The organism is Aminiphilus sp., from assembly GCF_029975095.1.
In the GTDB taxonomy this organism is placed as follows: Bacteria; Synergistota; Synergistia; order Synergistales; family Aminiphilaceae; genus Aminiphilus.
In genome coordinates this window covers 1-20,741 of sequence record NZ_JARKPW010000006.1, presented here as the reverse complement: position 1 = coordinate 20,741, position 20,741 = coordinate 1, and the positions used below count along the sequence as shown (strand labels likewise).

General features: G+C 58.7%; 18 protein-coding genes. All 18 read right to left on the bottom strand.

Translation table 11 applies throughout. The features are described 5' to 3' along the window. Positions 1–26: 26 nt before the first annotated feature. Entirely contained in the window at positions 27–1,019 is a 993-nt protein-coding gene (gene pseB / locus Q1K49_RS00440; protein ID WP_300521479.1) for a UDP-N-acetylglucosamine 4,6-dehydratase (inverting), read from the bottom strand. Between the two features lie 90 nt (positions 1,020–1,109). Further along, positions 1,110–1,769, bottom strand: a complete 660-nt coding sequence (locus Q1K49_RS00435) for a hypothetical protein (protein WP_300521477.1) — start codon at positions 1,767–1,769, stop codon at positions 1,110–1,112. A 190-nt stretch (positions 1,770–1,959) separates the two neighbouring features. Next, positions 1,960–2,337 carry a flagellar protein FlaG gene (locus Q1K49_RS00430; protein ID WP_300521476.1) on the bottom strand — a complete coding sequence of 126 codons (378 nt, stop codon included), beginning with the start codon at positions 2,335–2,337 and terminating at the stop codon, positions 1,960–1,962. Between the two features lie 82 nt (positions 2,338–2,419). Beyond that, positions 2,420–4,753 carry a flagellin gene (locus tag Q1K49_RS00425; protein ID WP_300521475.1) on the bottom strand — a complete coding sequence of 778 codons (2,334 nt, stop codon included), beginning with the start codon at positions 4,751–4,753 and terminating at the stop codon, positions 2,420–2,422. A 150-nt stretch (positions 4,754–4,903) separates the two neighbouring features. Beyond that, the gene (locus tag Q1K49_RS00420) at positions 4,904–7,639 is read right to left on the bottom strand and encodes a 6-hydroxymethylpterin diphosphokinase MptE-like protein (RefSeq protein WP_300521472.1); all 2,736 of its coding nucleotides are present in this window, start codon (positions 7,637–7,639) and stop codon (positions 4,904–4,906) included. A 24-nt stretch (positions 7,640–7,663) separates the two neighbouring features. Next, the gene (gene csrA, locus Q1K49_RS00415; RefSeq protein ID WP_213692418.1) at positions 7,664–7,906 is read right to left on the bottom strand and encodes a carbon storage regulator CsrA; all 243 of its coding nucleotides are present in this window, start codon (positions 7,904–7,906) and stop codon (positions 7,664–7,666) included. Further along, complete coding sequence (locus Q1K49_RS00410; protein WP_300521469.1) at positions 7,907–8,473, bottom strand: flagellar assembly protein FliW; 567 nt, start codon at positions 8,471–8,473, stop codon at positions 7,907–7,909. Between the two features lie 83 nt (positions 8,474–8,556). Next, positions 8,557–11,631 carry a flagellar hook-associated protein FlgL gene (gene flgL, locus Q1K49_RS00405; protein ID WP_300521466.1) on the bottom strand — a complete coding sequence of 1,025 codons (3,075 nt, stop codon included), beginning with the start codon at positions 11,629–11,631 and terminating at the stop codon, positions 8,557–8,559. A 19-nt stretch (positions 11,632–11,650) separates the two neighbouring features. Next, positions 11,651–14,209 (bottom strand): flagellar hook-associated protein FlgK, encoded by a 2,559-nt coding sequence (gene flgK, locus Q1K49_RS00400; RefSeq protein ID WP_300521462.1) that lies wholly within the window; start codon positions 14,207–14,209, stop codon positions 11,651–11,653. 28 nt (positions 14,210–14,237) lie between these two features. Then, the gene (gene flgN, locus Q1K49_RS00395) at positions 14,238–14,684 is read right to left on the bottom strand and encodes a flagellar export chaperone FlgN (protein WP_300521459.1); all 447 of its coding nucleotides are present in this window, start codon (positions 14,682–14,684) and stop codon (positions 14,238–14,240) included. Between the two features lie 4 nt (positions 14,685–14,688). Next, positions 14,689–14,970 (bottom strand): flagellar biosynthesis anti-sigma factor FlgM, encoded by a 282-nt coding sequence (flgM, locus tag Q1K49_RS00390; protein ID WP_300521457.1) that lies wholly within the window; start codon positions 14,968–14,970, stop codon positions 14,689–14,691. A 190-nt stretch (positions 14,971–15,160) separates the two neighbouring features. Next, a complete protein-coding gene (locus tag Q1K49_RS00385) occupies positions 15,161–15,562 on the bottom strand; it encodes a hypothetical protein (RefSeq protein ID WP_213692412.1) in 402 nt (133 codons plus the stop codon). Then, positions 15,549–16,163 (bottom strand): hypothetical protein, encoded by a 615-nt coding sequence (locus Q1K49_RS00380; protein WP_300521453.1) that lies wholly within the window; start codon positions 16,161–16,163, stop codon positions 15,549–15,551. The genes Q1K49_RS00385 and Q1K49_RS00380 overlap by 14 nt, the downstream gene beginning before the upstream one ends. Before the next feature lie 221 nt (positions 16,164–16,384). After that, a complete protein-coding gene (gene metK, locus Q1K49_RS00375) occupies positions 16,385–17,587 on the bottom strand; it encodes a methionine adenosyltransferase (protein ID WP_300521450.1) in 1,203 nt (400 codons plus the stop codon). A 167-nt stretch (positions 17,588–17,754) separates the two neighbouring features. After that, positions 17,755–18,195 (bottom strand): GNAT family N-acetyltransferase, encoded by a 441-nt coding sequence (locus Q1K49_RS00370; protein ID WP_300521447.1) that lies wholly within the window; start codon positions 18,193–18,195, stop codon positions 17,755–17,757. Between the two features lie 30 nt (positions 18,196–18,225). Continuing rightward, on the bottom strand, positions 18,226–18,444 hold the full coding sequence (locus Q1K49_RS00365; RefSeq protein ID WP_300521444.1) for an alcohol dehydrogenase: 219 nt from the start codon (positions 18,442–18,444) through the stop codon (positions 18,226–18,228). Positions 18,445–18,492: 48 nt separating this feature from the next. After that, entirely contained in the window at positions 18,493–19,698 is a 1,206-nt protein-coding gene (locus Q1K49_RS00360; RefSeq protein WP_300521442.1) for a DUF3084 domain-containing protein, read from the bottom strand. A gap of 453 nt (positions 19,699–20,151) precedes the next feature. Beyond that, positions 20,152–20,741: aminotransferase class III-fold pyridoxal phosphate-dependent enzyme (locus Q1K49_RS00355; RefSeq protein ID WP_300521440.1), on the bottom strand; the 590-nt coding region annotated here is incomplete at its 5' end.

Here is a 20,741-nt window from a genome sequence, read left to right as displayed (position 1 = left end):
CACAGCAGCGGATCACCCCACCCGGGTCACGCTTGCGCAATAAGAGAACGAATCTCTTCCACGTCGAGAAAATGAGGATTGGTCTCAGAACTGTATTCAAAACCCGGGGAGACGGGTTTACCCTTTTCTCCCAGGGCGTTTCTTTCGTAGTTTACAGGTGACAAGAAAGAGATCGACGGTGTGATGACATAATGGTCCTCGAATTCGAGGGTAAGGTGGCTGTCATCAGCGGGACACATGATCTCATGGAGCTTCTCTCCAGGGCGAATTCCGATGACCCGCACGGGCATTCCCGGTGCGACTGCTTCCGCAAGATCCAGAATCCGTGCAGAAGGAATCCGTGGAACAAAAATTTCTCCCACCTGCATTCTGGCAAAAGATTTGAGAACGAATGCCACACCCTGGGTGAGGGTGATCCAGAAACGGGTCATCCTCGGATCAGTTATAGGAAGGTCCGAGGTTCCTTCCTGCACGAGTTTCCGGAAAAGGGGGACAACTGACCCCCGAGATCCCATGACATTTCCATAACGAACAACCGCAAAGCGCGTCCTGTGCCCACCCGCAAGGTTATTTCCGGCAACAAAGAGCTTATCCGCGCAAAGTTTTGTCGCTCCGTAGAGATTGATTGGATTCGCCGCCTTATCCGTGGAAAGAGCAATGACTTTTTCAACCTCATTGGCGATGGCGGCATGGATGACGTTCGCCGCTCCGAGAATGTTCGTCTTGATGCATTCCAGCGGATTGTACTCCGCAGCAGGCACCTGTTTCAACGCCGCTGCGTGAATGACATACTCGACACCGTTCAAGGCCATTTCCAATCGTTCCCGGTCGCGCACATCACCCAGAAAAAAACGCAATAGACCGGACTGGAACTCCTGCTGCATCTCGTACTGTTTCAGCTCATCCCTCGAATAGACGATGATTTTTCGGGGATTGTAGCGTTCAAGGAGCGCACGGACACAGGCTTTTCCGAAAGACCCCGTTCCTCCGGTGATGAGGATGGATTTTCCTTCGAACATGGGCATCATCGCCTTTCGAAAAGATGCCGTTCGGACAATGCCATTCCGGATTTGTGCAACACCGGAATACGCACGTGTACCCGAACGGCATCAGGCTTCGGAGATATAGAGACGAAGGCGCTTGTAATTGCGCACGGTTCCCCTTGGGATGTCGTAGTAGTTGTAGTAACTCCCATCCGAATAAAACACATAGAACGTAGAAAAAGGCGCAATCCGTACGGAGATCACGGGGCAAGACTCGCTCGTCTGTGGTGCCCCCGCAACAGGAAAATGCTTGTCCAGGACCTTGGCAATCTCCAGTGGATAGCGAAGAGAAATGGGATAGGAATCCAATGGGGTCCGCAAAGCGAAACGGCGTTGTTCCGTACTCCAGAACCTTGCTTCGACGGGATGCACGTTCCATATGTTCTCCCCGTCGAGCATGACACCCCACATGGAAACGCCGCTCCGGATGTACGGAACAAGTGCGTCAGCCGATACATCCTTCGCCGAATCCCACACCTCTCGTCCCATTTTTCCCGGCATCAGGGAAATCTGCTCCTGCCGCCGAACATCCTGGAAAATCGCTTCTCCCGTCTGGAGACGAAAAGAACAGGAGAATCCCTTCATGTTTTCATAACACGTCTGAAGAGGACCACCCACATTCCTGCCAAAGGTATGAAGACACTGGGTCGTGCGGGAACATGCCCAAAATGCCTTGCCCGAAACGAGCACATGAGGAAGCGCATATTCTTCCTCCCATTTTTCCATGCTGCCGCCTGCAGGTTCTTTTTCCGTCCCCACAAACACCCGCGGCAGAACTCCGGACAGGATTTGTTCAGCATCGACGTCAATTTTCATGATGAGCAGGGGATCAACTCCTTCGACTCCACAACAAACACGTACGTCCGCTACGCCTCGGGGCGTGCATAGAAGACGCCATTTTCATTCGGTCGTCACATCATGCCTCCACATCAAAAAGGGCACCGAGAAGTTCGTTGACCCGCTCCACCATACGGACCACTTCGTCCGGCGGAATCTTCCGAATGACCTTACCGTCGGAGGCATTCACCACCTGCACCTGGATCAGATCCGCTTCTGTCTTGACTTCGAAACGCAAATGTCTGTTGAACGCCTGGGCAACCTTCTCGGCTTGCGCCAAAGTCTCCCGGAGCGCACGCTCATCGATTTTACGTTCCGGAGAACCTGTTTTGTCCGGAGATTGTACAACGTTCCCCGCTCTTCCTCTTTCCGCTTCGGCGACGTTGCCGCGAAAAGTGTTGGCTACCGCCTCGTCACGCGCCGTTCCAAGCCTGGCAAGGTCTGCTTGCTGCACCATATCGCTCCCTCCCCTTACGCTCCGACTCTATGAAAAAAGGGGAGGGGGAAGCCCCCTCCCCCGTCGAAACAGAACGACAGGCTTACCGGAGCAGTGACAGAACTGCCTGCGGCAGCTGATTGGCCTGGGCAAGCATGGAATTGCCCGCCTGCATCAGAATGTTGAGTCGCGTGAAGTTCATCATTTCCTGGGCCATGTCGAGGTCCCGGATGCGGCTCTCCGCTGCACTCAGGTTCTGGCTCGCCACGGTGAGGTTGTTGATGGTGTGCTCCAGGCGGTTCTGGTAGGCGCCGAGATTGGCCCGCTGGCTGGAAACGCGGTCGATGGCGCTGTCGATGACCGTAATGGAGCGCGCCGCGGACTCGCGGTCGGTGACGAGCACATTGTGCACACCCAACGCACGAGCACCCATGTCACCGATGTCGATGCCCATGTCCTCCTTCTCGTTGGCGCCGATCTGGAAGACCGTGGTGTTGTCCGCCAAGTGGAGCGTGGTCTCGTAGACGTCCGTATCCCGGGTGAGGATGTAGTTCTTCGACGCCTCAGAATAGGTCACCTTGATGTTCGCCATGGAGTCGAACTCCACATCCACGTTCTTGTGCACCACGCCGTAAAGCATGTTCCCCGTGACCTTCACGTTGGAAACAACCGTGTTGCCGCTGTGGGCATCCTGGACGGTGGCGCGGAAATCCGTCTCCGAGGCCTTCTGGATGACGTTGAGGCTCAGGGCCTTCACCACGTCCTCGTCACCGGCGAAGTTGAGGCGTCCCGCCGCACCGGGAACGATGGAGCGAATGACGAAGGTGCCCTCCACCGACATGACCGTTCCATCGACTTCCTCGCCGCCGCCGACGAAGGTGACGAAGTTGTCCGCATCGCCGGGTGTGTCGAGGTATTTCACCTGGTTGAGACCGAAGGCGATGGCGTTGTTCAGCTTGAGGGCCACGTCGTTGAGCGTGTCCGTGGAGTTGAGCGTCACCGTCGTCTGGGTTCCGTCCCCCTGGGTCAGGGTCAGTGTCTGGGGGTCCTCCAGGAGGAAACGTCCGTTGGCATCCCAGAACTTGTCCAGGTCACGCAGTTTCACGTCGCCCTCGGCGACCTGCCCGACATAGGCCGCCTCAAAGGCGACGAGAGCCGGAGCCGAGCCAAAGCCGGTACCGATGTTGAAGGCGGTGGTGAAGCCGATGACGATATCGGATTCGAAGAGTTTCCCGTTCGCCGTGTTGAGATAGAAGGAGCGGAAATGGACATCCTTGTTGGCCATGGCCGTGGCCTGCACATTGTAGAAGCGATCGAGCTGGGCACCGCTCCAGTAGCCTTCCCATCCGGTATTGAGCGTCGCCGTCACGATGAGCGCCACGTCGGCGTTCCCCGTCGAGCCGGCGATGTGCACGACCATTCTGCCGCCGACCTTGAAATTCTGCACACCGGTCATCTCGATGGCGGACCCGAAGGTGAAACCGAGGGCCGTGTAGGCGGTCATGGTGGAGGCGGCGTTGAGAACGAAGTTCTCGTCCACCTTCGTGCTCACCGCACCGGAGATGGAAATGAAGTTCGCTACCACGCGAAGCTTGACCGTCTCGGAGGCGGTGTCCACGGTGATGACCTCGAAGCTCAGACTCACGGCGCCTGCCGTAAGATCCGTCGCGGCCGTTCCGAAGACGGAGGTCAGCGTTCCGACATTGTACTGCTGGAATCCGATTGTGCCGCTGACCGGCGTCATGTTCCGCAGGACCTTGTAATTTCCGGCGGGGAGATTGTCCACCGAGACCTTGCGGGCTCCGAGCTGTTCGTTGAGCCCCACGTTCATGATGACGTTCTCGTGCTTGATCTTGAAGACGTCGCTCTTCTGCACCTCCGCCTCACCGGGGTTGGCGGTGATGCGAATGATGTAGTTTCCCTCGGCGGCGTTCTTCTGGCCGAACTGATCGATCTCCCGCAGAGCTCCGCGGACAAAGGCCTTTGTCTCGAGTTTGTCCGAGGACCAGAGCACGGAGGCGCTCCCGTCAAGGAGCTTCTTCTTGTTGAACTGGGTGGTGGTGGAGATGCGGTCGATCTCTTCCTTGAGCTGGTCGATTTCGAGCTGAATGTAGCTGCGATCCTGGCTGGTCAGCGTGTCGTTCGCCGCCTGGACGGAAAGTTCCCGCATACGCTGCAGAATGGAGTGCGTCTCGTTGAGAGCGCCCTCAGCGGTCTGAATCATCGAAATGCCGTCCTGGGAGTTGCGGACAGCCTGATCCAGACCACGAACCTGTGCGCGCATCTTCTCGGAGATGGCAAGCCCTGCAGCATCATCGGAAGCGCCGTTGATACGCAATCCGGTGGAAAGCTTGTTAATCGATTTCTGCAGCGCCGAATTTGTGGAATTAAGGGAATTGTACGCAAACAACGCAGGGATATTATGATAGACTCTCATTTTCGTTCAACCTCCTTGTCATGTTCCGGACGTCCATGCCCAGTGAACACTTTACCAAACACACGCCTTTCTTGTGGCTCTCTCGCTGTTCTTTTTCGGCCCCCCTCCTTCCGAAAAAAGATATACGTCTCTTTTTGTTTTTTCGGCAACTCAGACGGAAAACTTTACACCCCGTTTTGTCAGTTCTCCCATGAGCCAGGGCGAGACCTCCATGCTGAAAAACGACAGCAGCTCCGTACGCTGAGACAGCAAGTCCAAAATCTCCGCAACCGTTTCGGCAATCTCCCGATCTTCCGCACCGTAGCACCGTTCGAGATGCAGACAAAGCCATTCCAAACTCGCCTTTCCTCGTCCGTCCTCCCGTTCGTGGGAACGCACAACCAATCGCCACACGGCACGGAATGTCTCAGAAAGGCGCCCTTCGAGAAGGTCTATCTCCGCTTTCAGGAGAAGCTTCTCAAGTTCTCTCGTTTTCTCATCAAAAATCTGAGACTCGAAAACATTGGAAAGAAATGTTGCCCATTTTCCGCGTATCTCCTTCAAAAAAGCCTCGTTTTCCGGGGTCGCCTCCTCGTAACGCAGGATATTCCTCGCCACTTCATACGCCCTGTCAAAGGGAGGCGTGAACGTCAAATCATGCGAGGAGAGCACTGTCGCATAGTCCTTCAAAAACGCGACGATCTCCTCAACTGGCATTTCCACCTCTTCGATTTCGAGTCGCTCCCGAGCCGCATCGGCAAGTACGCAGGCGTATTTCGCCATGCCCTGCTCACGACAGAACAACGCAAGCTGTCGTAGAACCCGGGGAGGCCAACCGTGGAGAACCGGGTCGGAGCGGGCCAGAAGGTTGTTGAGCGCCACTACGGCAACCGCCGTTTCCCGGTCGTCAAGGTTCTCTTCGGCGAATCTGTGCAGGACTTTTTCCGTCAGCTCCAACGCCTCCGTGTCTCCCAGCCCCCGAGTGGTGTAAAGCGGATCGTCATTTCCCGCATCAAGCCCACGAAGAAGCCATTCCATGGAGGGATATGCGTAACGAAACCATTTTCGGAGAAACGCCAGAATACTCCGGTGTCCCTGGAGAATGTCCTCCACCGCATTGTGCCACTTTTTCACACTCGCCACTGAATCGAGCCTGCGGGTTTCTCCGAAGACGACACCGCTCAAATGGGTATAGCTCTGACCGATGAACGCAAGGGAGCGATTTCTGTCATGGAGGCGGTCGAGCAACACCGAAACCTCCGCGGCTCGGGCACGCCGTGCTTCAGGGGCAAGCGCAGCGGCAACGGCACGGTCCCGCCACGATTCGATCTCGGAAAGCATCGCCTCGGAATGCGCCACGTCGGAAAGAACAGAATCGATCATCATCTGCAGGTGCTTCGCCTGCTGGCGTTTATCTTTTCCTGCGATCAGCCGCCGTGCCAGCGCCGCCGGAAGCGCATCGGGCGAAAAGGGTGCCGCCGAAGCGGCGAATCTCTGGAGAAACTCCCGGAAGGGCACGACGATGCTTCCCTGAATGAGCGCTCCACCCTCGGTACAGTCATACAGAGGGACTCTCATGCCCGGAATCATGCTCTCGAACATTTTCAGAAACTTGAACCACGAGATCTGAGTCCGCACCATACCTCCGTGGATCCCCGGAACCATGAGTCCCGCCTCTTCACTCCGGGCACGCTCCACGGCAAGATCGGCCTCCGAGACCGTATCCGCCGCGTGGGACGCGCCATCGTCGCCGTAGGCGAGATCCTGACCGATAAGGGCAACCGCCGAGGCCTTGCAGATCTCCGCCAGAGACACCGCCATGTGGGAGACGGATGCCCCCGAGGGAATAAGATCACCTCCAAACAAGCTATTCACAATCCATTGATCGAGTGCAAGCTCCGCCTTGCCCACCACCGCCACGGGTCCGGGCCAACAGCCGATGACCTGCTGGGGACACACGGACTGCGCAACGAGCAGAATATCCCGACACTCGTCTCTGTGGTTTTCAACGAGGGGACTGAAATTTCGGGCGTACATCTCCTGGGGGCGTTCCATGCTGGTGACGATATGGGGGCGGATGCCGATCTTGAGGAGTTTTTTCACCGCGCTGTCCGCCGCGACGATGACACAGGAATCGGCGTATTCCCGGAGCAAATGCACGTTTTTCTCAAGGGATGGACCGGATGCGACGGAGACGAAGGGACGCCCCTCGTAGGGGCCGATAAAATCAACGAGCCGCGGGCTATTTATCACCCATGGGGACATCAGACACATGTTGCGGATACCAAGCAACGTGTCTTCTGCAGTATTTCCCAAAAATTCCACATAAAGGCGAACCGTTTCCCAAAATTCCTTAATGGCTGCATCAAATTTTTTCCGAAAAGCCTCGCCTTCGCCGGCATGCACTGCCGTACAGGCCTCGTTCACCATGAAAACTCCCAGGGGACGGATATTGACATCCAACGCTTCCGTAGAGAGGGTTCGGTCCTCTCCCGTGAAAAAACTGATGCGGCATGCGCTGGGCAACGCCGCGTAGACCGATGTGGTGGACAAGGTATGCACGAGGAGTTCTTCGCTGGGCTCCACCACCACAACGGCGAGGGCGTTTCTGTCAAGCTTACGCAGCAGGCGGAACAGATAGGGAGGAAAGCCGACTCCATGGGCAACCACCACATTTTTCCTGCCGAGCTCCTCGGGGAAAAGCGATTCGGCCTTCTGGAAGAACGGCACATCCCCATCCCCACCAAAGCCACGAATCCAGAGCCCCTGTGCCGTCTCCTTTACGGAAGGGGTTCTGCCTTCTTCTTCCATCAATGCCCTGCGACGCTGCAACCGCACCGCCAACTGGGGCTGAAACCGTCTGAGATGTTTCAGATTATGTTCCCAAACCTGCGTTTCTCCTGGCAAGCACATCTCATCCCTTCTCAAGGACTAAGGGGCAACTTCGTCGTCTTTGCGGGGAAACAACTTTTCAAGAGACACCTTGGGGCTCTGAGCGGCAGCCTTGATATTCTCCTCCCGGATCTGGTCCCACAGCTCCTTGCGCCATACTCCGATGGAGCGGGGAGCATTGATGCCGAGCCGCACCGAATCCCCCCGCGTTTCGATGACAGTGATCTCGATCTCCTCGCCGATGACGAGCCCTTCTCCAACTTTGCGCGTGAGGACGAGCACCTAGGCCTCCTCCTCTCCGGCAGGAGTGGTGCAGGAGTCTTTCCGACCACCACCCGTGGGAGGAACGGTTTCAGAGGATGTCGCCCCGGCCTCTTCGGCGGAGCCCCGGCTCGCCTGGGCCTCGCAAGAGGCCCGCACGGCGTCGGAGAGAACGAAGGCCCGCATGGAATACTCGTCGTTGGCGCAGATGACCTGCTTGGCAAGACGCTTTTTGACGTTCACCACGATGGGCGCCCGCAGGTTGGCAGTCATGTTCCATGGCGCATCGGGGGGAATGGAGACGACCGCCATGGTGCTCAGATCACCGTCGTCGTCAACGGACAGATCCTCAAGATCCCCGGCGACGATTTTCGCATTGTATTCGGGCAGCACCACCTGAGGCGGCATGACCGGCAGGGCGATGGCTTCATCCGAAAGGCTCTGAAGCCATTTGATGGGGTTCTCGTCCTCGCCGGCAAGAATCCATTCGTAATGATCGTAGAAACCAGGTATGCCCTTGGGGAAATGAAGGACATCCTCATCGTTTACGGAGAGAACACCGAATCGTGTTGTTGTTACCGTTTTCACATCATTTCACCTCGTCATTGACTCGCTGGAAAGAAAAATCCATTCCCGATGAATCCACGGCCAGGAAACAGCCACTCTTAAGATCAGCTCAGGAAATCCACGAGCGAGGGTTGAATGATCCGGGCGATCACGGCGAGGCTCGCGGAATAGATCGACTGGGCCATCTGGAACCTGGTGACGGCATCGGCGAGGTCCGTGTCGGCCACCTTGCTCTGCAGGTCCGTGAGCGAGATGTTGTTCATCTTCAAACGGGACTGGCTGGTCTCGTAGCGGTTCATGAGTGCTCCCGTGGCGGTGCGCTGCCGCAGGAGATTGTCCATGAAATCATCGATCTTCCCCAGGAGGGAATGACCGATTCCCTCGCGGTCCTCGGCCTTTGTCGCAGCGATAAGGTCATCAAGCAGGCCGAAGAAATCCGTCTGACGCTGATTTGCCGCCGTGCGTACCGTCACGTTCTGGGTGTAGGGGCTCGTGTTAGGCAGGGGGCCGTTGCGCACCGCCGTGGTTTGAACGCCCCCTCCCGTAAGGATCGTCGCACCGCCGGCGTTCGCCACCTCAACACGATAGCCTCGGTCGGAAACGATGGCCAGGAATTCGTTGCCTCCGTCGGTCAAGAGCTCCGCCCGGAGGTCCTGCCCCTGGAAACGGCTGTTGATGGCGGCCACGAGATCGTTGTTGTCCACCACCCCGGACTGGTCGAAATCGCGAATCTGGGACAGGTCGATGGAATGGGTGTAGCCGTTGACCGTGATCTCCAGGTTGCCCACCGCAGGGAACGGAGCAGCCGCAAGCTCCGCTCGGACGGTGTTATCGATCTGGAGAAACTGTGCGGCACCCCCGGAGACATCGAGCACGGAGACGGGAGAGCCGTCCTTGGCGGCGAAAGAGAGCTGCACGTTCCCCGGATTGTCGAGATCCGTGTCCACGAAGGAGACGTCGAGCCAATCGCCCGCGTTCAGACGGACCTTCTCCGCGATCATCTGGGGGGTATCCGTGGCAAGAACCGCGATTTCCACGGACCGTCCGAGAGTGCTGATACGGAACGTTCCCGCGTTCGCCGCCCCCACCGGTCCGTCCGCAACGGTTCCGCCGATGAGCCCCGTCTGGAGGCCGGTTTGAATGGCGATGCCGCCACTGTACTCGTCGGCCTTCAGCTCCGGATCCCCGAAGGGAAGGTCCACAATGCGCAAAGGTTCCCCCGTCTTAGCATAAAGGACGAACTGCCCCCCGCCGAGATCGTCCGTGCCGAGTAAACGTCCTCCGTACTGCTCGTTCACCTGACGGACGATCTCCTCGGCGACCTTGACACCGTCCAGGTTGTTCAGGGCATCGGCGACATCTTCCCGGTACAGTTTGACCTTGAACTCCTTGTCCCCCACAGTGACGCTCACGAGGGCAGGAAGGTTTTCGTCCAGAGCGGCTCCGGTGGGAAAGGTACCGCCGGTGATGCCTTTCGTCACGGTGCTGACGCCGAGCTGTGCCGCATAGTCCGCACCGGCCGTGGTATTTTTGTCGTAGAGCGTCAGAGCCTGACCGTCTTTCGTGCGGAGAACGAGGCGCTTCGTTGCGTTTTCCGCGTTTGTTCCTCCCGCAACGCCAGGGGGCAAACCCTGATCCTGTTCATCCGTCTCCACCGTCACCTCAAGCCAGCTTCCCGCCACGTTCCTGATGCGCGTGGCAAGCTCTTCCAGCGTCAGATCCGGATCGTCGTTGATGATGACTTCCGCCCGGTTGTTGCCGCTCTCCAACCGCCAATAAAGCTCCTGGCCGGCACCCGTCGTGTCGAATCCTGTCCAGCCAGCGGCGACCTCGGTGCTCTTTACCGCCGTCTCCATACGGAAAAGGCTCGTGAGATCAATGTGGCTGTGGTCACTAGGCTTTTCCACCGGGGCGCTCAGCAACTGGAGTTCGGGATCCAAGGGATCGAAGGGCACCGGATCGCCGAAAACCTCCCGAGCGCCCTCGGAAGCGGTAATGGAAAACTTTTTTCCCGTTTCCTGACTGAAGATGAGAAGTCTCTGATTGCCTCCACCCGTATCGACGACTCGGGCAAGCATTCCTTCGACATCACTGTTGATTTTTCCGGCGATGACGTCGAGTGTTTCCGTTCCGTCCAGTGCCAGCGTGCTCAATGTTCCGTCGTCCCACGTGAACGTTATCGTCCCTGCGGCGGAAGGAGTCCAACCGAGGACTCTGTCAATTCCCTCAATTCCCTGCTCCAGGTTTTCAGGATCGGTGGCGGGCCAGGACGTGAGCTGCACAGGTTCCCCCGTGTGACTATGGATCTCCAGGCGCTGTACACCCGCCGCCTCGTCCTTGATAACCTGCACGGACACGAGACGCCCCACATCGCCCATGGACAAACTCGAATTGATAAGTTGTGCGATCTCGTCGAGGGAGTAGCTGTCGAGTTCGTTGGGGTCGCGGAAGCGATTGTAGTCCGTATCGTCCACTCCGCCGATGCTGTCGTCGTCGGTCCATTTCTCCGGAATGAGAACCTTCGCCACGCGATCTCCCACCTGGAACTGGAGGATTTCGCTTCGCCCCGTCCATTCGAAATCAACGGGAACTTCGACACTCGCCAGGACATACTGCGTCTCGTTCGTGGGAAAGACATCCCGGCCATGCAGGGATACCTGCCCCTCGGAACCGCGCTCGGTCTCGAAATAGACACGCTGCTCGTTTCCCAGATAGACCACATTGCCGTTCGCGTCGAGCTGAAAGGGGATGACGCTGGTGTTGAGACCGGAGAGGAGATACCGCCCCTCCACGCTGTAGTTCGCAGTAAGGCGCAGCTCTTCCTTGAGAGATGCCAATTCCTGAGCGATGGCCTCCATGTCCACATCCTCGAGAGCGCCGTTCCCGGCGTAGACCGCGAGTTCTCGGATGCGCTGCACTACCGACGTAACCTGATCGAGAGCCGTTTCCGTGTTCTTGAGCCAGGTGATGCCGTCGTCCATATTGCGTACATACTGGACATTCTCGAAGATGGTCGTTCCCAGAGCAAGTTCCCGCGTCACATCCACGGGATTGTCCGAGGGACGGTTATACAGTTTGCCCGAGGACATCTGCTGCTGCAGTTTGAGAAGACGGCTCAGGTTATTGTGCATGTCCGCCAGAACCGTGGCCTGCATCATGGAATTGGTCACCCGTGGCATCTCTCTCCCCCCCTTTGCCTTAACGGCCCACAGTACCCATGCCGTTGATGATCTTGTCCAGCAGTTCGTCCTGGGTGGTGATGAAACGGGACATGGCGTTGAACGCCTGCTGAAAACGAATGATGCCCATCATTTCCTCGTCGAGGTTGACTCCCATGACGGACTGGCGTTGCGTGTCGATCTGGGTCACCAGCGCTCTCTGGTTGGACGCCATGGTGCGGGCACGCTGCCCCTGGCTGCCGATCTCGGAAATGAAGGTCTCGTAATAGCCGTTGAAGCTGGCACTCCCTCCCTCGAGCACTTTCGCCTGCTTGAGCTGGGCCATGCGGAGCGCATTTGTGCCATCTCCCTCTCCCAGAGTGTGCCCACTGCCGTCGTCGCTTGCTGCGGCGAAGAGGCTGGAGTCGTTTTCGATAGCCGCATTCAATGTAAAATTGCGCGAAGCGACGTATTTGAGCGCGATGGGCTCGAAATAGGCGATCCCCGTTGTCATCGCGTTATCCCCCGTGCCGTGCCCGGCATAGTGGATGGCGTTCATCTCATTGGCCAGTCCGTAGGCAATTTCGTCGAAGGCCGCAAGGTGTCCCAGGATGATGTCGTCCCGCGCTTCGAGCAGGGCCAGAATTTCTCCGCCCTTCACGTGGTGTTTCACGGTAATTCCCGAGGTGCCCGTCGCCTTAAGGGTGAAGTGAATCCCCGTGGAAACCGTGTCGAGGGTCTTCGCGGCATAGCCGTCGCTCCTGGAGAGCAGGCGGGCTTCGGTGAAGGTGTTCTCCGAGGACATGTAGCGGGAGCCGTCGAAGAGAAAGACCGCATCCTGCGCCCGGGTAAGCACACTGGTGGAGTTCTGCTCGATGCCGTTCGGCACGTCGGCGACGTTGGCGAAGCCGAGCTTGCGCGCCACGTAGAGGCTGCCGCCCTCATCGCCCTGGAAGTTGATACGGTAGGCCTCGCCCACCACATTGCTCTCCAGGACGAGGTAATGGCTGTTCGTCACCTCGTCGTAGCGTATTTCCGCGTGGAGCCACTGTTCGGGACGGTCGGGGTCGCTTGCGTCGGCGGCGAAGTGACCGTTGATCTTGTTCCGGATCGTCTCCAGCGTATCCTCTTCGGTGACGTCGATCTTCACGGTGACGCCCTCGTCGGCCATGCCGAGCTTGCCCGAGAGAAGATTTCCTTTCACGTCCGTGAGAGAAAGAAGGTAATTGTCCGTGGAGAGGAGGGTAAGGCGATCCTTCGTGCCCGAGGCTGTCACGGTCGAGTTGAGTCCGGCGTTGGTGTACAGGGGGTCGCCAAGAAAACCACGCAGATCGTCGAGGAGAAGCTCGCCGTTGGCTCCTGTACCTTGGACAGGCCCATTTCCGTGGTTGTCCGTCAGTTCCCACTGACCTGGGGCCGTCGGATTCCAGGAGGCGGTGATGATACTCTCAAAATCCCCGAAGGCGATGCGGAACTGGTACGACGTGGGCTCGCTCGCACCGGGAGGGGCGGTAAGCAATACGGCTCCGTCGGGTCCGGTGTTGTCAAGGCCGGCACTCGTCTTCTGCGTTCCCGAGCTGCTCACGGTGATGCCGAAACTTCCGGAGAGGTTGAGTTCCTGGTCCACGTACAGGGGTTGCACGCGGTCGTTGCCGTTTCCCACCGCCCAGGCCGTTTCAGAAGCGAGACGTTCCACCGTGAGAACGTGCACCGCCTCGGGAGCCTGCTGCTCGATGATGACCTCGAGGACGGAGGGGTTGTCCACGTGGTCGAACTCGTTGTCCTCCACCTGCACGTCGAAGTACCCCTGGTTTCCCTGGACGGGAACGAGGATGAGATGGCGGGTCTGCGTTCCCTGCACGAGCAGCTTGCCGTCGAGGTAGACCTTGTAGTCACCGTCGCTCTGATCGCAGATGTTGGCGGGAGTGCAGTTGATGAGCTTGCAGAGTTTCTCCACGAGAAGATCGCGGCGGTCCAGCAGGTCGTTGGGGTTGCCGCCCACACCCTGCACTTCCGAGATCGTCTTGTTCAGGGCGGCGATCTGATCGATGTAGTTGTTGGCCTCATCGACCTTGAGCTTCAAATCCTGGTTGAGCGCAGCCCGATACTGGTCGTAATTGGTGGCGAGCTGATCCAGAAAGGTGGTAAGGGTGATGGTCTTTTGCACCAGGTCCTCCCGGACCGAAGAACTGTCCGGGCGCTTGTGGGCCTCCTGGAGGGCGGCCCAGAAGTCGTCGATGGCGGCGGCGAATCCTTTTCCGGCGGGTTCGTTGACGAAGAGTTCGATGTGGTTCAACACCTGCTCGATACGCTCCCAATAGCCGAGGACGGTGCTCTCCTCCTGGTATTGCATGTCCAGAAAAGCGTCCCGGAGACGCACGATGGCGTCCACCTGGACGCCCGTTCCTATCTGCCCCGGAAGTGCCGGTCGGGCAAGGCCCGGTTCCGTGAAGGGGTCGGTGCTGGAGGCCTCGACCCGTTGCCGTGAATAGCCCTCCACATCGGCGTTGGAGATATTGTGTCCCGCCGTCTCCATGCCCCTGCGGAAGTAGTCGAGGGCACGACGACCCATTTCAAGGCCGAAAAAGCTGCTGAGCATGGCGAACCTCTCCTCCCCTACGCGATGGTCATCCTCTGAAGTCGTAGCCGCCGGAGGACGTTCCGAAGGAGCCCTCCAGACGTCTCCACTCGTTGACGAGCAACTCGCCGAGCATGGAGCTCTGTTCCACGAGCCTCGAGAGAATCTGCATCTCCGATTTGAGTTTCAGCACTGCCTGCCGGAGCGCATCCCCGGCGGTGCGAAGCCGAGTAGCCTCCTCCTCGGTCAACTTGGAAGCAAGAGCGCTTACCGTGGGGTCGCAGCCGAGCACCGCCGCAAGCGCCTTCGTCTCGCGCTCCCTTGCGGCCTCGGAAGCGCGAGCCTTGGCTGAAAGGGATTGCGCGCTTTTCATCAGCTCCTGCAACGAAGAAAGGCGCTCTTCTCTGAGCGCCTCCCGCTGTCGAACGATGACGTCCCACAATTCAAGCAGCCTTTGGGTCTGCTGCTCGAGAAGGGGAATCAGGTTTTCCACCACGGGGTCATTCCTCCTTTTGCAGGATGCCCGCGGCAAGAAGACGTTGCGCGACGAGAGTCAGGTTCGGCGTGTACGTACCGGACTGAATCTGTTCACGAAGCGCGTCGACACGTTCGTTACGGATCTCGGGAACTTTTTTCAGCTCGGAAGAGACTTTGGCCAGTTCCTTGGCAAAAGCGCTGACCTCAAGTCCGTCCCCTTGGGCTTCGCCTGAAACGGATTTGTATTTGCCGGCGCTTTTCTGCAGATACTGGGCACCCAGAACGCGCTGCACCTTGTCGATCATGATCTCTCACCCCTGTCCATGAAGCTCGCTTCCAGTATCGGAATATCTTGAGAAAAGCTTTAGCACCCGGGGGAAAAATCGGCGTTTTGCGCGACACATGTGCCACATAAAACGCCCCAGGTTTTACGCGACGCAGACGCTCGGGGAACCGTCGCACAGGACCGCTGCCACAGAGCCGTCGGAAACGCGCTCAACGCTCCTTTTTATTGCGGCGGTATTTCTGATGGACGTACAGCAGATTCTTCTTGTCCTTGAGAATGTCTGCGTGAATTCTTCGGGAGCAGGCAGAGCACAGGTTTCCTGTCGCAATGGAGGCACCGCAGGATTGACAGTTCCGTCGTCCCTTTCCGGGTTCGACCTTCTGAATGCGCCCGTCCTCAACGAGGGCCTGGAGGAATTTTTCGTCAAGGTCGAGAAGTTTCGACAGGTCCTGAACGGTGGGAGTGAGCTTGGGATGGGCACGCAGAAAATCCCGCACGTAGGCGTACACCTCGTCGAGTTCGGCTCGACACTCGTTGCACACCGACGAGGTGCCGGCGCTCACGAAGGCGTTGCCGCAGACGGCACAACTGCGCAGATCAAAGTGGGCCATGCGGATTCCCTCCCCGGGAGCGACTCCAGGAAACCAGAGCGGACACCGCTCCACCGGCACGCATCACCGCGCCGGCGGCCCGCAGGAACGTGGTTCCCGTGGTGCACACATCATCAACAAGTATAACGCCTCTCAAGGGACCTGAACAGCGGCGCACCGCGAGGGCCTCTTCGGGAAGACTTCTGCGGTCGGCGGCGGAGCGCTCCGCCTGGGGAGGGAGGGATCTTTGCCATTCCAGCACATCTCGGACCGGGCGGGAGAGAACCGAGGCCATTCCTTCCGCGAGAAGCTTTGCCTGATTGAAGGAACGCGGACTCCCCCGGTGGAGCGGAACGGGAATGAGATCGCCCTCGGGGAAGCTCGGGCACGCGGCGACAAGCCGGCCGAGCGCGTGTCCCATGGGGATGCCGAGAGAGGCCTGACCTCGGTATTTGAGATCGAGGAGAAGACGCCGTGGCATGCCGTCGTGAAGGGTGCCGAAGAAGAGCGGCGGCAGATCGGGATGTGCCGGACAGGGTGCGGGAACACCACAACGGGGACAGACCGGTGTCGGCGGTGGAAGAAGCGCGTCGAGACAGGCGGGACAAACGGGAACCGCCATGCGTCCACAGAGCGGGCAGACTGCTGGCCAGAGGAGATGGCAGAAAACCTGTCGCAGAAAGGTGAACATGCCCTACAGCAGAACCGGAAACGTTCCGCCTCGAGAACGCCCGGCGAACGACACTCCGGTTTTTTTGCCGGAGGAACGGAAGACGGCAGCGAGGGCGAAATCGAACGCCCCCGCTGCCGTCAAAGGGTTTCTTCCCACGCGTTCGTTCTTTTTCAGCGCCCCGCGGCCTTGCGAAGCGCCTCGGCCCGATCCGTGCACTCCCACCGGGGCAGAGGATCCAGATCGATGCGTCCCATGTGTCCATAGGCGGAGAGCCGGCGATACTGGGGCTTGCGGAGTTCCAGATCCCGGATGATGGCGGCGGGACGGAAGTCGAACTGTTCGCGCACAAGCCTCGTGAGCGTGGCGTTGTCCACGACGCCGGTGCCAAAGGTCTCCACCATGATGGAAACGGGATGGGCCACACCGATGGCGTAGGCCACCTGGATCTGACACACTTCCGCCAGCTCCGCGGCGACGATGTTCTTTGCGGCATAGCGGGCCATGTACGCGGCGGAACGATCCACCTTGGTGGGATCCTTGCCGGAGAAGGCACCTCCGCCGTGAGGCGCGACACCGCCGTAGGTATCGACGATGATCTTGCGTCCCGTGAGACCGGTATCCGCCATGGGACCGCCCAGCACAAAGCGGCCCGTGGGGTTGACGAGAAGACGGGTCTTTCCGTCCAGCAGCGCCGCAGGGATCACCGGTTTGATGACGTGCTCCAGAATGTCCGCGGCGATCTGTTTCTGCTCCACTTCGGGATGATGCTGGGTGGAAACGACGATGGTGTCTGCACGGAGAGCTTTTCTCCCCTCGTATTCCAGCGTCACCTGGGTTTTTCCGTCGGGGCGCAGATAGGGGAGAACGCAGTCTCTGCGCATTTTGGCGAGCCGCCGGGCCAGACGATGGGCCAGTGCGATGGGAAGAGGCAGATATTCCTCGCATTCGTTGCAGGCATAGCCGATCATCATGCCCTGATCGCCTGCGCCGACTTTGTCGATCTCGTCGTCGTTCATGTCTTTTTCGCGGATTTCCAGGGCCTTGTCCACTCCCTGGGCGATGTCGGGAGATTGTTCGTCGATGGCGGTGATCACCGCGCAGGTATCCCCGTCGAATCCGTACTTCGCTCGGGTGTAGCCGATTTCCTTGACGATGGATCTCGCAAGGGCCGGGATCTCCACGTAGCAGGACGTGGTGATCTCTCCCGCGACAACGACCAATCCGGTGGTGACGAGAGTCTCACAGGCAACCCGTCCCATGGGGTCCTGTTCGAGAATCGCGTCGAGAACTCCGTCGGAGATCTGGTCCGCCAGCTTGTCCGGATGCCCTTCCGTCACCGACTCGGACGTGATGAGAAAACGCTCGTTCGCCATAACCTACCGCACCTCCACAACACAACATTACTGCCCATGTGCGCGAAACATCACGGGCAGAAAAACGTCAACCTCGTAATGCACATTTTATACAGTGCCCGGGAAGAAATGTCAACGCACGACATTCCACACGGCGTTCTCCCGGAAAAAGCTGCTGGGGAATCACGTCAGGAATATTCTATCGGTCTGCGGAGCAACATGACCGCCCCTTCCCGATACTCGAATCCGTGAGGCGCGAGAAAGGGAGCAAGATCGCTGGTATAGGTGATGAGAAGCGGGATGTTGCGCACCGCCGGATGCTCCAGAACATATTCGAGCAACGCGGATCCAAGTCCCTTTCCCTGGTGGTCGGGATGAACGAGGATGTCCCAGAGCGATCCACGGAAGACAAAATCCGTGAGAAGGCGACAGAAAGCCACTACCTTACGTTCAAAGTGGACGGAAAAGCACATGCTGCTCCCCTCGAGCATTTTCCGGATCTCCTCAAGGGAACGGCTTCTCCCCCATCGTGTGAAAAGATAGAGGTTATGTATGCTCTCCGCGTCCACGGCCAGTTTGCTGTCGTAGAACAGATATCCCTGCGGAATGGGGTGCGGCACTTTCGGCACGGAGCAACCCGGATGCGTCGGAAACGGCTCTTACGGCCGGGCGGTCGCGGTATCCGCGCCGCCGAGAGACATGCCGCCACAGATACGGCGCAGATCGCCTCCGCGGGCATCGGCACTCACCGGAAGCTGCACCACCTGACCGGTACCGCAACGGGGACATATCCACATGGCCCGGGCCATGCCATCCGCGTCGGGGGCACCCGCCAACACCTTCATTTCACCGCAAAGCTGGCATGCCACGATCAGCATTTCTCCAGATCTCCCTTCATCCTCCCCGAGGAAATGCAAAATGTGCCGTTATTGTACCGCAGTTTTCTCCTCCGGGGAACGGACTTCCAACTCCACCTGCACGGGTCCTTCCGTAAAGGTGGTCTCCGCGGCGGTGACGACGAGCTCAAGCGTTCCTTTCGAAGAGGCGATCTTCTCCACGGCGTCGAAGAATTCCGCCGCGGCAAGATTGCCCACCGTCCCTCGAAGCGGATCGCGCAACACGCCGTCCGCCGTGGCTTTTCCGTTCACCTCCGCGAGAATTTCGTAGAGTTTCGCCTCCGCCGCATCGAGAGTAAGCCCTCCCTGGATCTCGCGCACGAGCAGAACCGTCCCCGCCTCGTAGATCCGCGTGCTCTCCAGCGCCTCGACTTTGGTCTGCACACGCTCTCCGAGAACGGCGTTGGAGCTGGCCACCAGGCGAAGCACCATGCGCAGAGGAGATCCCCCCGCGCCGATCCGATCGAGCACCTGGCGAAGAGAATCTTCGCCGATCTCGACGGTCATTTCCTCGGAACCTTCGGGAAGACGACGGCGGATCACCACAACGGCACGCTCGCGCAGAGACCGAACGGCCTCTTCTGCCGCGATGCCGTCACTCCCCTGGGGAAGAGGCAACTGGGCGATGATCTCTCCGGCCAGGACGATGATGCGCCCCGCACGGATCTGCTCGAGACCCTTTCGGAGTGTCTCGATGTCCTCCTGCAGCTCGGTCCGTTGCGCCTCAAGGCGATGCACTTCTCTCTCCAACTCCTGGCGGCGCGCCTCGGCGGCACTCTTCGCGGCAAGAGAACTCTCGAGCTGCTCCTGAAGGGTTCGCAGAGACTCCTCGCTCTCGGCAAGGCGTCTTTCCACCCGGGCCAGCTCCTGGCGCTTCGCGGCGAGTTCCGCTTGATTTTCGAAAAGCCGGAGTTCGAGGGCCTGCATCTCCTGCTGATTTTCCTGAAGCTGAGAGGTGAGTTCGGTGATCTGCCGCTGGACGAATTTGAGGCTGAACAGTGCCGTCCGGACCGTATCCGTGGTGGTGGAGAGAATGGCCAGGGTGGCAAGGGTGATGAACACTCCCGTTACTGCGGTGACAATCGACGAGGTGTAGCGGGGGCGCAGACCGAAGATGGAGATGCGCTTTTTCCCGATGCGCATGCCCAATACGTCTCCCACGTAGGCCACGACAGCGCTGACGAGAACAAGAACGATCAGGAGCTTCCAGTTGATGTCGCCCAGACGTTCAAGCACCGCTCCATCATCTCCTCGTTTCGAAAGCTCCCTGTCCGGAAACAGGCGTCGAAGGAAAAGCCTCGTTCCGCTTGCCTCAAGGAAGAAACGACCTTCGGCGAAGAGGTCTTTCACCTGTCACGTTCACCTGTCCTGACCCAGGAACTGCCGTCCTGTCTCGGGCAGATCCGTTCCTCTTCGATTTTGCGAAAGATAGCGTACAGTGACACCTCGGAAGAGCGCCGAACCGACCTCGCGAAAACGCGATGCGATCAAGAGCAACAGAGCGAGGAATCCTTTTCATCAGAGTTTCCCAGTATCAACTGGTACCGGAAGAGTGACGCTCCGAGACAAACAGTACCACATTTTTCCCGGAATTGCCGCACGAAAAAAGCGGGCTCCCCAAGGGAGCCCGCGGACATGGCTTTTTTACGGCGTCGGCCTTTTTCCGAAAACGTGTTCCGGGAGCAAAGCTTACTTGCCCATGCCCTTGAGAACTTCCCGGGAAATCTCCAGACTCTTCTCGATATCCTCCACGGGAACGTTGAGGGCGGGACGATACCGCATGGAAACGTTGCCGCAGGGAAGAATGAGCATTTTCCTGTCCCAGCATCCCTTCTTGAAGGTTTCCCGCAGCTCGGCGTTGGGGAAATCGTAGGCGCACATAAGCCCCTTGCCACGCACGTTGGAAATGAGGTGGGGGAATTCCTTCTGGAGATCCAGAAGCCCGCTGAGCAACCGGGAGCCCGCCGTGTTGGCCACGTAGTCGAGGATGTTCTCGTCGCGGTAGATTTCGAGATAGCGGGTGGCGCGAACCATGTCGCAGATGGTACCGCCCCAGGTGGAGTTGATGCGGCTGGAGACGACGAAGCAATTGTCGTCCACGTCGTCGATGCGGGGCCCCGCCACGACGCCGCACTGCTGGGCCTTTTTCCCGAAGGAGAAGAGGTCGGGTCTCACACCGTGATGCTCCCAGGCCCACATTTTGCCGGTGATGCCCATGCCGCACTGGACCTCGTCGAAGATGAGGAGGATGTCGCTCTCGTCGCAGATCTGACGCAGAG

Bases quoted from the DNA above. Each gene is read 5' to 3' on its own strand.
- Q1K49_RS00425 (WP_300521475.1), bottom strand. From the start codon at position 4,753: ATGAGAGTCTATCATAATATCCCTGCGTTGTTTGCGTACAATTCCCTT.
- flgM (WP_300521457.1), bottom strand. From the start codon at position 14,970: ATGATCGACAAGGTGCAGCGCGTTCTGGGTGCCCAGTATCTGCAGAAA.
- flgK (WP_300521462.1), bottom strand. From the start codon at position 14,209: ATGCTCAGCAGCTTTTTCGGCCTTGAAATGGGTCGTCGTGCCCTCGAC.
- Q1K49_RS00365 (WP_300521444.1), bottom strand. From the start codon at position 18,444: ATGCTGATCGTGGCATGCCAGCTTTGCGGTGAAATGAAGGTGTTGGCG.
- Q1K49_RS00380 (WP_300521453.1), bottom strand. From the start codon at position 16,163: ATGGCGGTTCCCGTTTGTCCCGCCTGTCTCGACGCGCTTCTTCCACCG.
- pseB (WP_300521479.1), bottom strand. From the start codon at position 1,019: ATGTTCGAAGGAAAATCCATCCTCATCACCGGAGGAACGGGGTCTTTC.
- Q1K49_RS00435 (WP_300521477.1), bottom strand. From the start codon at position 1,769: ATGGAAAAATGGGAGGAAGAATATGCGCTTCCTCATGTGCTCGTTTCG.
- flgL (WP_300521466.1), bottom strand. From the start codon at position 11,631: ATGCCACGGGTGACCAATTCCATGATGCAGGCCACGGTTCTGGCGGAC.
- Q1K49_RS00430 (WP_300521476.1), bottom strand. From the start codon at position 2,337: ATGGTGCAGCAAGCAGACCTTGCCAGGCTTGGAACGGCGCGTGACGAG.
- Q1K49_RS00385 (WP_213692412.1), bottom strand. From the start codon at position 15,562: ATGGCCCACTTTGATCTGCGCAGTTGTGCCGTCTGCGGCAACGCCTTC.
- metK (WP_300521450.1), bottom strand. From the start codon at position 17,587: ATGGCGAACGAGCGTTTTCTCATCACGTCCGAGTCGGTGACGGAAGGG.